Annotated in this window: 3 protein-coding genes; all 3 read right to left on the bottom strand. The window is 39.9% G+C overall.

Going from position 1 to position 15,941, the window contains the following annotated elements; translation table 11 throughout:
* Positions 1-35: 35 nt before the first annotated feature.
* The 3 genes from PT278_RS00290 to PT278_RS00280 all read right to left on the bottom strand — a co-directional run bounded on the left by PT278_RS00290 (position 36) and on the right by PT278_RS00280 (position 15,841).
* A complete protein-coding gene (locus PT278_RS00290) occupies positions 36-971 on the bottom strand; it encodes a DUF2207 domain-containing protein (RefSeq protein WP_277129448.1) in 936 nt (311 codons plus the stop codon).
* A complete protein-coding gene (locus PT278_RS00285; protein WP_277129447.1) occupies positions 952-1,818 on the bottom strand; it encodes a DUF2207 domain-containing protein in 867 nt (288 codons plus the stop codon). The genes PT278_RS00290 and PT278_RS00285 overlap by 20 nt, the downstream gene beginning before the upstream one ends.
* Positions 1,819-1,918: 100 nt before the next feature.
* A complete protein-coding gene (locus tag PT278_RS00280; RefSeq protein WP_277129446.1) occupies positions 1,919-15,841 on the bottom strand; it encodes an SLAP domain-containing protein in 13,923 nt (4,640 codons plus the stop codon).
* Positions 15,842-15,941 lie beyond the last annotated feature (100 nt).

Genomic DNA, 15,941 nt, shown 5'->3' with positions numbered 1-15,941 from the left:
CCTGGCATTTGCCAGAGCTTGATAATTTATCTTATTTAAAAGGCACCGCCGCCTGAGCCGCCACCAAAGCCACCTGATGAACCACTAGAAAAGCCGCCAGACGAACCTGCACTTGATGATCCCATAGAAATTCCATGAGTAAAGCTTGAATTAAAACTTGTCACGAAACTATTATGACCACCACTGTAAAGCCAAAGATAAGTATTAAAACTGTTAGTAGCTAGTTCTTCTTGACTAAACTCAATTTGCAGTTCTTTTGCTACCTTAGCAGCCAAATCAAAAGCTACTGCATAAGGCATAATATCTGCCCATAAAATAATATCACCAACATTGCGCATTTTAAAATTACCAATATCAGACAACATTTTCTTAAAGCCACGGACTTTTTCTGTTTGTTCAGCACCTAAAGACGTATAAATTCCTATTTGTTTGTTAACCCGAAAGTAGGCAGCAATTCCTAATAAAATAACAATTACTTCACATGCAATTAATTGTAAAGTAAATTGTTGATAAACTATATTAGCAATCAATTCCAAAACAAAGCTAACAAATATCAGAGCAAGAATTACATAGCTAATCGCATCACGCTTTTTACGCAAATTACGATCAATATAGCCTTGAGTTTCAACTTTTTGGTACTCATCCTTAATCCAATCATCAAACTTAGAACCTAACTTCTTACTATGATAATTTTGCAAATCTTTAGTTGTAACTGACTGACCATCACCAACTTGAGTAAACAAAAACTGCAGTAATTCATTATCAGCTAAAATTTCATTGTTAAGAATGGTTATCCGATAATATGTCTTTCGGTGAACTTGATAATCCTTAATTGCCAGCTTTTTCTGACCCACAAGTTGCATTAAGTAAGCCGTAAATGCATGACTATCAGGCTTATGACTGCTATCTAGAATTTGAGCAATAACCGGTGAAACTGTTGGAATTTCATAATTATGAGTTAAAGCCGACATCTTTTTCGGGGGTAACACCTTGTTTTTTAACACTGAAGCCCTTAATAATTGCAGCTAAACCACTAATTAAACCTAACACAATCAATATCCAGTTAATTATCCGACCTCGCAGTCTCTTTTGATTTGCTTCATTAGCTAATTTTGCTTCTTGCCTTAATACTGCTTGACGATGCTTATGCCTAACAATATTTTTATTAGCCGCTGTTACTGATACTGGAAAAATCGTATGCACTTCAATCCCCGTCTTGCCATTCAGATTATCAGCAGTCATGATAATTTTACCCTGATTTGGTAAAACACGAATTGCGCCATTAAGCGAGCCATGTGCCCATGCCTTTAATTGTTTCACCGGTCCTGGAAAAATCACACTAGCCGTAACATGGTCTAAGTCAGTATTCCAATTATTGCCAATTATCATAAAATTAAGCTCAGCAGTATCTTGATAGTTAGTAATTGCGTTGGTAATGCGATAATCATACGTTACTGTCAATCGACTATCTTCAGAAACAGGGTGATAAACTTTGAAGCGATCACCTTCAGCAGTCTGTTTAACTGAATAATTTGTGGCAGCTTGCGGCTCTTCATTATTGTCCTGCACAGCAATATGAAGGTCTTTAATTTCTTGATGCTTAGCTAAATTTTGCTGGTAATACACGCCATGAACATCATCATTAAAGTCATAGGTGATCTGCCGCTTCATTATAAGTGAACCATCGGATTTTACCCATGCGGTTGCCACCACCTTGGTTATGTCATAGGCTTCTTCAGCCTTAACTTGTTGGTTTAGCGTCACTCCCAGAATAACTAACTCAACCAGCAGCAATAATTTAAGTAATTTGTGCTTCATCAGCTTCTCCTATATAGTTAGATGTCCTTTAATTATAAATGAAAAAACCAAACAAAAAAGCATTCCAATCAAACTCGATTAGAATGCTTTTTCAAATTAATTACTTAATATTACTTTTCTTAACTTCTCTATTTTGACCAATTAGATAGAACTTTTTACCGTGAATCGAAATTTGATTACCATAAATTGTTATCTTGTGGTTCTTCTTCATAACCTTCTTTTCAACTCGTTGACCATACTGATTATATGTATATGCCGCACGTTTCAATATAACTTTTTTACCAATAATATTACCAGAAGCAATATAGTAGCCATCAGCGACTGCAAAATATTGCCGGCCAGCAATTATCTTAGTACCAAAGGTATTAACGATTGAGCCAGCCTTCAAGATTACACCATTAGCTCGTTGACCTTGGGCATTGTAAAGATAGGCATCATGCATCATCTTCTTGGCAGTGGCACCTGCAGGAAGCGTTACTGCAGATGAACTAGCAGCTGCTTGATGTCCGCCAGTCAAGTTAGCAGCTCTGACATATTGATCCTTGCCAATAATATAATATGACTTGCCATGAATTGAAACACTGCTGCCGTATGTACGAATCATCCGACCCGCTCTAAGCACACGCTTATTTGTCCGCATACCATACTTATCGTAAACATAAGCATTATGCTTAACTTGTCTTTGCGTACTAATGACATTGCCTACTGCTAGGTAATATTTACCCTTTTGAACAATATAATATTTGCGACCGTTGATTGTGGTAATTCCGTAAGTTGCAACCACTGAATCTGCCCTTAAAATCGCCTTGCTTGCCTGTTTGCCTTCAGCATTATAAAGGTAAGCATTGTGCTTTAAGGTTACATTAGTTGCTTTGTCTTTAGCAGGTGTTGGTGCTGGCGTGGCACTTGCAAATGGATAAGCGGCAGCCACTTGAGCAACATGTTCAGGACTAGTAATTTGTGCTAATTCATTTAAAGCATTGTCTTTGGCCGTGTCAACACCAGGCCTATCAATTGCGTGATCGATTGTACCCTGATTGCCATTAGCAGCATTGACTAATTTATCAACTTCATCTCGTAAATGTTGTTTAGCTTCTTCACTGCAGTCCAAATGATTAATCTTATCCTTAGCCTTATCTGCAGCTCCCTGAACCGTTAACTTGGCAATTTCTTTTTCACCAGCTAATTCATGTTCTTTAGCTGCTTCTTTATCGCCAGTTTGCAGGTCATGCTTAATTTGCTTGGCTGTATCATCACGAATCTGTTGAACCTTGTGTTGATCGGCACCACCGGCAACAGCAGTATCATGAGCCTTGTCAATCTGGACTACCTTATCATTATCAATAATGTTATTAATTGTATCCTTGTCGGAATGAATTCCCTTAATCTTATCAATCGCATCATTGCGGGCATCACTAACCCCAGTTGAATGATGAGCTTGGTCAATTGTACCATTGTCATCTTCGTTGGCTTCATTAAGCAGACCTTGGGCAGCCTCTAATAAGGCATTCTTCTTATCTTTAGCAGTTTGTGAATTATCATCCGACCACATTTGTTCAATCTTCTTAGCTGCCGTATCGTATGCACTTTGAACTGCACCCTTACCAATCAGGCGTTCGCCAGCTAGTTCTGACTTGTTAAGTTCATCATCGGTATCACCCTGCAGGTTATTGAGTGCCAATTGATAACTTCTATCCAGGGCTGAAAAATCAGCATTAGCACCTAATTTTTGTTTAGCTGCGTCGTAGGCTGCCTTTAATTTATCCGCAGCCTTTTGCTTAGCAGCAGCAACTTTACCTGCATGATAGGCATCCTTAATCGCATTTTGCTTGCCAGTAACATTATCACGGTTGGTGTCACTGCTTGAAATGGCATCAAGTGCTGCTGAGTTACCACCGAGTTCTTCCTTAACGGTATTCTTTTCAGCTTCAACGATATTTCCTAAACCTGAATTTTCAGCAGCTGTGTACTTGCCATTAGTTACCTGATCAATCGCATTCAATGCATCTTGCTCTGCCTTGTCAATTGCAGCTGCTTCTTTACTGCCCTTGGCAACGCCTAAATCTTTGCGCGCTTTGTCGGCAGCTGCAGAAACATTATCACGAGCCGTTTGCTTATCTTTTCGTTCTTTTTGGACAGCTGAATTGTCATTAATAATAGGTGTTAATGAATTTTCATCATTGTTCTTACTATCATCTTTGAACTTGTTAATCGCATTCAAGGCATTGTTTTTAGCCGTGTCAACATCAGCAGCTGTATTAGCCTTATCAATAGTACCCTGATTTGTGCTGGTACCATTAGCTTTGTCAACTTCATGTTGGATAGCGTCCTTAATTGCCTGCTTTTCAGCGTCAGTATAAGGTGTGCCATCTTTGTGATTGGTTAACTTGTCAACTGCAGCAGTGGCATCCTTGCCAGCCTGGATAACATCTTGCTTAGCCTTGTCTTTTGCATCTGCTACAAGATTTGCATCAGTATTTAATGCCGTTTGGTCAGCATCAGAGTTACCTGAACCATTTGCGGCAATAGTATTCAAAGCGTTATTTAAAGCACCACTGACAATGGCATTATCGTTAGACTTAGATGCCTCTAATTCTGACAAGTTGCTTGGATTGGCACTAGCAGCATCAATTGTTCCTGGCTTTGCGGCAGTTCCATTTGCGGCAGCAGCGTTCTGATCAATTAAATTGTTCAAAGCAGCCTGCTCATCAAAAGTGTAAGCTGAACCATCCTTGTGCTTCAAATTCTTAATGTTGTTCTTGGCAGCATTAGCTGCATCCTTGATGGCACCCTTGGCAATATCCTGCTCAGCCTTTTTGGCAGCTTCTTTAATTGCTGCAACACTATCACCAGTAATTGGTGCATGATGATTGAATGCATTATCAAGGTTAGTAGTATCAGCACCATTAGGTAGGTTATTTTTAGCAGCATTATAGACAGTTTGCAAATCTTTTTCGGCTTGGTCCTTAGCAACTTGCAATTCACGATCATGTTGAACAGTTGCATCATCATTTAAAGCTGCTTGGTTCTTGCCAGTTCCGTCAGTCACCGTCTCAAGAATATCTTGCATTGCATCCTGGCGAGCTTTATCAACATCATCAGTTGTATCAATTGAGCCGTGCTTGCCGTTAGCCTTATCAACTGCAGCTTGAACAGCATTAGTTAAAGCTGCCTGTTCATCAGCGGTATATGGCTTGTTGGTATCTGAATGCTTAATATTGTGAATTAACTTACCTGCCGCTGTTTGGGCATCTTCAACTACACCCTTAGAAATTTCCTTTTCCCCAGCTGTTTCTGCATTATGAATATCATCTATATTAGCATTAGCGTCTAAACCATCAATTGCTTTTTGAGCAGCATCATTAGCAGCGTCAACTTTAGAAGTATCAGCATCTTTGCCAAACTTGTCATGCAATTCTTGAACAGCCTTATCATGACTTGTTTGTAGTTTGGCCTTAGCACGTTCTTTTTGTACCACTGGATCATTGGCTAATGCAGTATTATCTGCAGTACTATTACCATCACTATCACCAGCAATTGTTGCTAATTGATCGTTTAAAGTACCACTAACTGTACCATCACCAGTTGCAGCTTCAGCTTCGTCCTTGCTAATACCGTCTCGATCAGCACTTGCTTGGTCAAGTGCACGATTAGCAGCGGCGGCATCTTGATCAATTTGATTCTTCAATGCTTGTTTTTCAGCAGCGGTATAGCTAGTGCCGTCTTGATGTTTCAAGCCATCAATTCGCTTCTTCGCAGCCGTTGCCGCTGCTTGAATCGCACCCTTCGCAACATCTTGTTGTGCCTTTTGCGCATTCTTCTTCACTTCATCGGCATTGGTTCCAAGAATCACTTTGTTCTTATTATAGGCAGCATCAAGCGCACTAGTATCAGCACCAGCCGGCAAATTAGCCTTGGCAGCTTCATAAACAGCTGCCAAATCCTTTTGGGCTTGCTCTTTAACACGGTCAAGACTAACTGCTGGATCATTAGCTAAAATATCTTCAATTTTATCTTGATTTGTATAATCATCCTTAAGCTGATCAATTGCATGATCGCGTGCAGTTGATGCCGTATCTGGTACAACAGTTGCCTGATTAATTGCATCTTTACCAGCTGCTTGATCCTTAGCTACTTGATGTTTTAAAGCCTGCTTTTCATCATCAGTATAACTAGAGCCATCTTGATGTTTTAAGTTGTCAATTTGGTCATTAGCATAGCTAGCAGCATCATCTACAGCACCCTGATCCACATTCTTGATAGCTGCGGTTTGATCTTGAAGGGCATCATATGACAAGCCTGGTAATTTGGCTAATTCATGCTCATGTGCCTTATCAAGAGCACCACCTGGCTGATAAGCATTGCCTAGCTTTTGCTTAGCGACATTATAGGCGTCATCAATTGCTTTCTTAGCTTTTTGACGGGCATCAGCTAAGGCTCCAGCATTTGCCGTACCAGCGGCGTTAACAATTTTATCAATATCATTTTGCTTGGCAGTATCAATCTTATCTTGATTACCTGGCTGGTCACTGGCAGTTGGAACAACCCCATTGATATCAGCAATAGTCTTATCTGCATTTTGCTTAACTTGATCCTTGTAAGCTTGCTTCTGCTTATCTGTCAAATTAGTCTTGTCAATTGCCTCATTGGCTGCAGCTTCTGCATCTTCAACGCCCTTGATTGCCTTGAGCTTGTTCAAAGCTGTTAAGCCGTTATCATAGGCGTTAGTTGCATCGGCAATTGAAGTCTTGTGACCAGTTTGCGATTTATCAAGTTGCGCAATGCTGTTATTGACAGTATCAATTAAATTCTTGTACTTGTTCTTCTGCTTATCAGACAAGCTACCTTCAAAATCATGCCACTTATCACTCAAGTCCTGATGAGCATTGTCTGCCTCATTATCAAACCAAGGATAATGAGCTCCATCTGTATTCTCACCCAAAACGCGATTAATCAATGTTTGATAGTCATGATTAATTTGCTTAACTGCTTCATTATAGGCACTGGCCGACAAGTCTTGACCATTCTCATCTTTAGTAGCGCTATTTAAGCGGCTGACCATTTCATCATATAAGTCTTGCAATTTCTTATGAGCTGCAGCTTTTTGTTCACTAGTTAATTGTGAACGATCAATAGTCTCATCAGCATCAGCTTTTTCACTTGCTAGTTGCTTTTGTGCTGCATCCTTGTCTTGACCCTTCTTAGAATCATTAACAAGCTTGTCAATTTTTTGTTTAGCAGCTGCAGTAATTGCTTCCGGTGAGTTAGCAGCTTCTGGATCTGATGGAGCCTTACTGATATCTTGTTCAGCATCATGAACAATCTTATCAATTGCGGCTTGATCTACTGCTGGATTCTTGTCTTTAGCAGCTTCACCATAATCATCAAGATCATTAATCGCATGTTGCTTACGACTATTCAATTTTGCTTCATTTAAAAGCCGGTCAATTTCAGCTTCACCATAATCAGCTATCTCACCATTCGTTGGTTTACCTTGTTCAGCATTCGCAATGTCATTAAGAGCATGATCACGATCTGCCACACTTGGATTTTGCGGTAAGTTAGTGTTGGTAATCTTATCAGCAGCCTTCTTACGAGCAGCTTCAATCTTATCCTGATAGTTTTGTTTTTGAGCTGCAGATAATCCTGGTAAATCATTAATTGCTGCAGCTTGATCCTTGGCATGTTGATTTAATTTAGCAATTTCCTTGCTCTTTTCATTGGCTAAATCATATTTCCAAAGTGCTTTGTCAATATTGTTTTCAGCATTGTGCTCGACTGTATCAAGGTTGTCCGTCTTGCCTGCACCAAAGATATCTTCTTTACCTTGGTGAAAGGCTGCTTCAACTTCCTGCAAGGCATCTGCTAAGTCGCTATCACTTAAGTTAGGGTACTTATCATGAGTTAAACCATTCTCAACATCTTTAGCATGTTCAGTAAGTTTATTAACAGCATCATTCTTCGAATTCCACCGGTTAGTAAGTTGGTCTAACTTCTTCTTACCACTGGCCAATGCATCATTCATGTTATTGATGGCATTAGTTGCATCTTGGCGGTGAGAATTAATTGCATTGTTTGTACTATTTAAAATGTTAGCTACTTCATCTTTAAGATGCTTAATTTGCTCAGGAGTCATCCCCGGATGATCTTTTACATATTGGGCAATCTTGTCATTAGCAGCATTAGCGGCAGCGGCAATCGCATCAAGGTCAGCTTTCTGGGCTTCGTCTTTATTAATATTGCTACTATCATTATCTAATGCCAACTTGCCAATATCTTCAGCAGCTTGGACGGCATCTTGATTTGTAGCGTTATCGATTTTGTCATTAGCGGCAGTTAAATCATGATTAATAGCTGCAAGTAAGTCATCAGCTTGGGTAGAACTTAATTTACCAGCAGTTCGATCATTATTGATCTGCTTATTAAGCTTATCAGCAATTGCTTTCAGGCGATTTTTAGCATCAGTTTTTGCTTCTTGCAAGGCATCATCTTTAGCACTATTAATAATATTGTCAAAATTATTCTTAGTATTATCAACAATCGCATCAATGGCCGTTTGATCCTTAGAATTATCAACTTGGTACTTGCCACCATTAAATTCTTCAGAAGCAGCATTATTAATCTTATCAATCGCATCTTGCTTCTGCTTGTCTGTCAAATTGGCATCATGATTAACCTTGTCAATGGCATCTTGACGGGCTTGCTCAATTTGCTTATTAGCACCATTTTTATGATCTTGCAATTTGGCAGCCTGCAAAGCCTCATTAATCTTATTAATACCGGCATCACGATCTGCATGGATCTTATCGACATTATCGTCACCGTTAACATTATCAACGTAATCATCATGAGCATCTTTAGCTTGTTGTTCATACTTAGCTTTTTCAGTACTGCTTAAGTTAGGCAATTTTTCGATTTCATTAATTGCGCCATCAGTCGTACTATCACCATTCAAAGCATGATCTAAATCGTGAATAGCATCTTGTTTAGCATTATTGATTTCTTCTTGGTGATCTGAATCAGCAGTATTCTTAATTCCATCGATCAACTTGTGATACTTAGCAACGCTAGCTGCAACTGCTTCTGGTGTCTGGTCATCATCAATTTCATCACAACCATTAGCTACCAACTTATCTACTTGGTCACGATACTTACCTTCTGCTGGCAATTGGTTCTTAATTTGCTCACCATAATCATGAAGTGCTTGCTTACCCTTCTCCTTAGTTGAAGCTAAAAAGGCTGACTTCTTGGCTTCAATCACAGCAAGGTTGGTCTGATTAGTTGCTTGATTAATCTCATCTGGGGTTTTAGCAGTATTAACATCATTATGCCCTTGAGTTCTAGACGACTCAATATCTTTATGAGCTTGGTCAAATGCCGGCTTAGCTGCTGCTTGCTCCGCCTCATTCAAGCTATTCCATTCGTCATTAAGAGCAGTGTTGGCTGCATCACTGATTTCGTCAATCTTATTGTTGGCTTGCTGCTTTAAGCCATCAAGATAATCCTTATTTGCAGCAGCTTCAGCAGCGGCAATTGCATCTAAGCCTGTTTTCTTTTTATTATTAGCATCAGCAAGACTAGTTGCACCATTGATTTTTTCTTTAGCATCATTGGCAGCTTGATTAATAGCCTGATGAGCAGCCTGCTTCTGTTGGTCACTTAAGTCGGACTTATCAACGCGATCGTTGGCAGCTTGGGCAGCATTAGCAATATCCTGTTTGTCATTAGTCTTAACTTGGTCTAGTCCTTGTGCTTGATTAAGAATATCATCCATTGCATCAACGCCAGCTTGAGCATCCTTACCAACCTGAGCTGTCGTTGCTGGATTAGGATTTTTAATATGATTAATAGCTGAATTATAAGCATTATTAACATCTTGCTTCAGTGCATCTAAACTGGCCTGGTCAAGGTTTTGTAGACCATCCAAAGCTTGATTGACACGAGATTTTTCAGCATCAAGCTTTTGCTTAGCGGCATTCTGGGCATCTTGCAAATCAGCATTGTTGGCAATAGTTGCGAGGTTATTTTGCCCAACTTGCGAAGCTGTATTAGCATCAGCCGGTATCTTAGTACTATTAACGGCATCGTGGGCAGCATCTAGGGCATTATCAACATCCTGCTTAAGTTTATTCTTCTCATCAATGCCGAGATTTGGTAACCCATCAATATGATTCTTAATATCAGTTGCCAGAGCATCTAAATCATTATTTGCCTTATCATGAGCATTAGCTAAGGCTGTATTGTCAATTCCGTTGACAACGTTATCCATCTTGTTAATTGCTGTATCCTGAGCCAATGAAATGTCATTAGAATCCGCAGCATTGTTAATATCTTCAACACCGTCATTGTAAAAGCCATCAATTTTATCCTTCATGGCCTTTTGCTGCTGCGGTGTTATCTTGCCGTCTTTAGCAGCTTGGTCAACCGCGTTTTTATCCTGGTCACGCTGCTTGCCTAAAGCATTAAGTGCCGCAGACTTATCTGCTTCAAGACTAGCCTTTCCTGCATCATTACCAATTGTCACTGCACCATTTTGCTCAGCATTAGTAATGTCCGTATTATTAGTGGCAGTATTGATTGCATTCTTAGCAGCTTCATAATCCTTATCAATCTGATTGAGAATGGCATTTTTCTTTTCCTGACTAACTTGGTCGTCAGAATACTTATTAACGCGATCATGAGCCTGCTGTTTAGCAGCAGCTAAGTCTTGTAATGCCTGCTGCCGAGCTGCTTCAAGCTCTTTACCATGACCAGCATCAATTGAGCTAGCGTTATTTAGAAGATTATCAAGATTTTTTTCAGCCGTATTTTTATTAGTATCAACATCAGTATCTTTGCCGTTTAAAATACTGTCTGCACCTTGTTTAGCAGTATCAGTAGCTTGGTCAATTAAATCTTGACGTTCTCGATCACTTAAATGTGGGTACTTCTGATGATCGTTAATGTCCTTAATTACCTGATCGCGTTTTTGATTAACTTCATTTACTGCCTGCTGCTTCTTATCATGATTAGTTGCGGTCAACAAGAAATGATTAAGATCGGCTAATCCATCTTGCAGTGCATTCTTAACACCATCTTTATCATTAGCTGCATTCACATGATCTTGTGAGCCATTGCCCGCACCATTATGAAGCAGATCTTTTGCTTCTTGCTTTGCAGCAGCTAGGTCATCACCAGTTAATGTTGGTAACTTATCAAGCGCATCTTCAACTGTTTGTTCTTTATCAGCTAGTTGCTTATCAGCGTTTTTCTTAGCAGCAGCCAAAATATTGTTCTTAGCTGCCTGTTCAGCACTAGCAATATCGTTATCATTAGATACACCTGAATCAGGGTTAATCTGATCGATAGCGTCTTCACCAGCTGCTGTCGCCGCGGCAATATCATCGTCAGAACTAATCCCCAAATCATGCTTAACGTCTTCTGCATACCCATCAAGATCTGCCTTACCAGCTGCTGCTTTCATCTTATTGATAGCACTCTGCTTGCGATGATTAATCTCATCAGGCTTGTCAGCAACATTTGGTGCATAAATTGATGATTTATCATCACTATCAGCTTGCCCATTTAATGCAGCATTCTTAGCAGCATCAATTGCTTGATTGTACTTATCCTTTTGTTTTTGAGTAGCATGTGACTTGTTAACACTATCGTGCGCTGCTGCAGCCGCATTTTCAATTTCTTCTTTAGCACTACTATATTTAATAACGTTATCAATTGCAGTTTTGCCCTTGTTAAGAGCATCCGTAATTGGCGTTTTTCCTGCTTCATCCTTAGGAGCCTTGAAGATATCTTTAGCAGCATCAATTAAAGCTTGATCGACTTTAGATTTATTCTGTTGATTCTTATTAGCAGCATCTGCAGCGTATTTTTCTAATTCTTTTAATGCAGCAAGTCGATGGTTAACATCATCAAGCAGGTCTTGCGCCTTTTGGTGGGCAGCATCAGTTGCAGCGCCATCTTTACCCTTGTCAATTGCCCCAGCATCTTCTGGATCACCAGCAGTTACTTGATCTTGACCTTTAGCAATTGCTGCTGCTTCGGCCAATTCATCGGCTAAATCTTTAAAACCATTGGCAATATCAGAATTGCCACTTGCGCCATGATTATTTAACAGATTTTGAAGATCGGCAAGTTCTTTATTTAAATCATCGTGCTGTTGGTTAATATTATTTTGCAGACCTTGCTTATAAGTTTTCACAACATTGTCGATATTGCTTATTCCAACCTGGTCATCAGGGACGTTAGCGCGATTGGCGTCAGTTGCTTCAGCAGGTTGAGCGGGATCAGTAATACTGTCTTGCAAGTTGCTGTCATTAGTTTCATTTTGAATAACAGCTTCTTGCTTGGCAGATGCCGCATTAATTTCATCTGCTAATTTTGGATATTTCTTAGTAACACTATCACGATAATTACGCAAAGCAGACGTTGCTCTCGCCTTCCGATAGGTTGTATCGATTTGCTTATAAGCTGCTAAAATTGCCGCGCTATTATTAAACTCAGTTCCGTCACCCTTATAAGCCAAGTCATTAAAGCTAGTGGCACTATTAATGGCAGCTTGATAAGTTGCTTTTTGTGAATCCGACAAGTTTAACTTGGCAAAGTCTGCATCTGCAGGAGAGTGATAATTCTTCAGGGCAGCTTGAACTGCTTGTTGATAATCACCTAAAATTCCCTTCTTGGCAGTTGTCTCTGCCGTATTAACTGCAGCCTGATCGGTCGCATCATCAATTGCCGCAATTGAAGTTTGAGTAGCTGCAGAAGGGATTGCATCATCAGCTGCTTGAGCATTGTGCAAGTCATTCTTAGCAGCAGTTAAATACTGTTGGACATCGCCATATGCTTGGGACTTAGCGGCATTAAGATTAATCTTATCCAGAGCTGCTTGTTTACGATGGTTAATCTCACTAATATCATTGTTAGGATTATAAATTGAAGCCGGATCATCAGCCGTCGTTGGTGTTTTTAAAGCATCCCCTTGCGCCTTATTAATTGCATCTTTATAATCTTGATATTTTTGTTGGTGCGCTGGCGTTTGGTCTGGATCAGCTTTAGCAGCCGCATCAACCTTAGCAATTGCCTCTTGCGCTGACTGGTTAATTGCCTCTTGCGCAGCACTTTGAGCATCTTGAATTGTAAGAATATCTAAATCAAGAACGGTCGGAACATCTTGCGGACCATAACTAATGAAGTTAGCATTTGGCGTTAATTTGATAACGTCGCCTTTTTCCAAACCAGCAGTAAACTTAGCTGGTAAGGTAAAGCTGAAACTACCGTCGGGATTAACTTTAGCTGCGAAAGTCATCTTCTTAGGTAAATCAGGATCACTGTCTCTTGATGGATAAGTTACATTGATCTTGTCAGTTGTAAAGCCGTTATTCATATTCGCAAGATCAGTATTGCCATAAGGATCATCGCTAAGTTTTGAATCAGCCCAAATTCCCTTGCTCTTAGACTGAGCGTTATTTAAAATTTCCGCAGTAATATAAACATAAGTACCACCAGGTAAAATTCCTTGGAACATGCCATCACTTGCCGGGCCGTCTTTTGCTTCATTGTAATTAATGACTTGACCACTAACTGTTCTTGAACCATCATCAAGCTCTGGTTTAGATACATGAGCATTGGTAATGTTTAAAAAGCCGTCGGGATTGGCAGGACCAAAGGCAATGTTGTTATATCCCATGCTAGTTGGATCCAGAAAGGCTGCTTCAATAATCTCAGCAAAAATTTCGTCAAAAGTCTCATCTTTAAAACTGTCTAATTTGTCACCAAGGCCGGGAATTTTACCCAGCATTGCACCTAAACGCGGATCCTTCTTTAAAGCGTTAATAATGTCGCCGGTTAATTTTTTCTTACCATTAAGTAATTCAAGCTGGTCAACTAAAATTTGGTTCATGCCATACTCATCATAATGATGAACTACTAACTTATGAAACGGCGGTAATGACAGATTCATGCCGCCAAGATTCAAGTTCTGGCGCACATTTTGAATAGTGATCTTATTGCTGCCAATAATCGCCGTATCGCTATTGGTATTCAGGTGCGCGTCCAAAATCAATGAGGACGGGTTGTTAACCGTCAGTCCTGCTGTAGAAGAATCAATTAACGTAATTTTACCAGTACCACCTGTTGCGGCACCCTTATTATCTGTACCACTGGGATCAGTAAGTTTAATATTGAAGGCACCGTTTTCCAAATCAGCTTTACCACCAATTGAAACCAAAGTTCCCGAGTAATTTTGCATGTTGGTACCAGTGATATTCAATGCAGCATGCGGATTAATTATTAAATTACCACGGTCATTGACCAAATTGCCATAATAGCTAATATCGCCATTCGTATTAATATTGACAGTACCATCAACACTAATAGTTCCCCCGTTAACAGTAAGATCAATTGCGGTAGCGCGGTGACGATCAAGCGTACCGTTAAAAGAGGTAAATGAACCATTCTCGTCAGCACCGACATTAATTGTCAAAACGGCATTTTGATTAACAACAATGTTGCCGTAACCGCTACGGAAAACTATCCCGCTGGCTTTGCCTGTATCTTCGGCATTTTCGTCCCATCTACCCGGATTTTTACGCGGATTTAGGGTGACATGTGCCCCTTCTTTAATGATGACCTGACTAATCATACTAATCGGATTACCATTAGCGTCTAAGTAATAGCTGTCGACTGCATTGGCATTGTAGGCACTGTTACCCATTTGAATAACATTACCATCACTGGTTGAAAGAACGGCATTGGCATTTGCCTCAAAAGTAATCTTTTCACCATTCTCACTTAATTGGAAAGCCTGTTGACCATTACTACCTTCAGTTATCCAATCAGCTGTATCTGTTTGATCCAAAGGATTCTTATACGAAGCAACCACATCAGCCATAAAGTTATTCTTAATATGAACATCTGTATACTGTCCAGAATACAGCACCTGACTACCAGTATATTGAACGTTATCAAAAGTAACCCTTGATGGACTGTTAGTCTGATCGATTGTGTTCATAACACTCAAATAAGTCTGTGAGTACAGCCGCAGGTTTTGGTAGGTGATATCCATTGCCCCTTGTCTGCTATTGTCACTATCTTCAGGGTCATACATTCGAAAATCAATAATATAACCGCCAGCAGGAACTTTATTGCCACCAGACCTAATAATAATTTTACGTGCCGGCATAATAATCCGATTTTCGCCGGTCATTCCGGGAACGCCGGGAGCCTGAAGATTATTCATGACTTCAATGTCATGAATATTATTATTCTTCAGTGCGGCTTTAAAATCAGTCCAATTGGCAACATAAACGGTTGAATCAGTTGTATCTGAAAATTTCTTACCGTCTGTTGGCGGTTGCGATTCTGTATTAAAGGTCAACTTGTCTTGCTGACCAGTAACCTTATTCTTATCATCTGTTGCACCCGTAGCAGTATTGCCACTAACTGCCTGACTAGGCTTAACCTGACTATCTGAAGTAATATTATCCGTTGCATTCGGCTTAGAATTGCCAGTAGCTGCTGCTGGATTTTCATTAGTTGCACCAGTTTCATTAGCAGCTGGCTGATTCACCGGTTTATCTGCAGTAGGTGTTTGTCCTGCAGCGTTATTAGCTGGGTCAGCCGGCGCATTGTCAGCCGGCTTGGAATCAGGCTTAGAAGCATTATTATCGGCTGGTGCAGAATCACTATCATCGCGCAAGAATTTACTTAATTTATCATAAGTATCAAGTTTGGCTGCACCTTTAGTCGCTGGCTTAGCCTTAGATTGAGCTGGCGTTGATACATCAGTTGTATTTTGCTTAGCATCTCGAGCCGCATCACTTGCTTGAGAATTTTGCTCAACTTCCTTAGTCTGTGCACTAGGATCAACTGTATCAGCTTGAACGTTTTGTCCACCCATAGTGAAGAAAGTAAAGCCTAGCAGGACTGAAGTTGCCCCAACACTTAATTTACGAATTGAAAAACGGTCATGCTTGGCTTGCATGTCCATTTTGTTAATTCTTTCAGAGAAATTGTTTTTTCCTAACATTCTACCCCTCTTTATAAAAAGCATATAAAATTTAATAGTTACATTAACAAAAAATTATTTTATAACGAGAAATAAGCGTTGTACACTTTATTTATCCGAT

Source organism: Lactobacillus sp. ESL0703, from assembly GCF_029433435.1.
Classification (GTDB): domain Bacteria; phylum Bacillota; class Bacilli; order Lactobacillales; family Lactobacillaceae; genus Lactobacillus.
Note: the sequence above shows the minus strand (reverse complement) of the source record. Positions and strands in the feature narration are given on the sequence as shown.

What these genes read in the sequence shown, in the direction of transcription:
- PT278_RS00290 (WP_277129448.1), bottom strand. Translation starts at nt 971, where the DNA reads ATGTCGGCTTTAACTCATAATTATGAAATTCCAACAGTTTCACCGGTT.
- PT278_RS00285 (WP_277129447.1), bottom strand. Translation starts at nt 1,818, where the DNA reads ATGAAGCACAAATTACTTAAATTATTGCTGCTGGTTGAGTTAGTTATT.
- PT278_RS00280 (WP_277129446.1), bottom strand. Translation starts at nt 15,841, where the DNA reads ATGTTAGGAAAAAACAATTTCTCTGAAAGAATTAACAAAATGGACATG.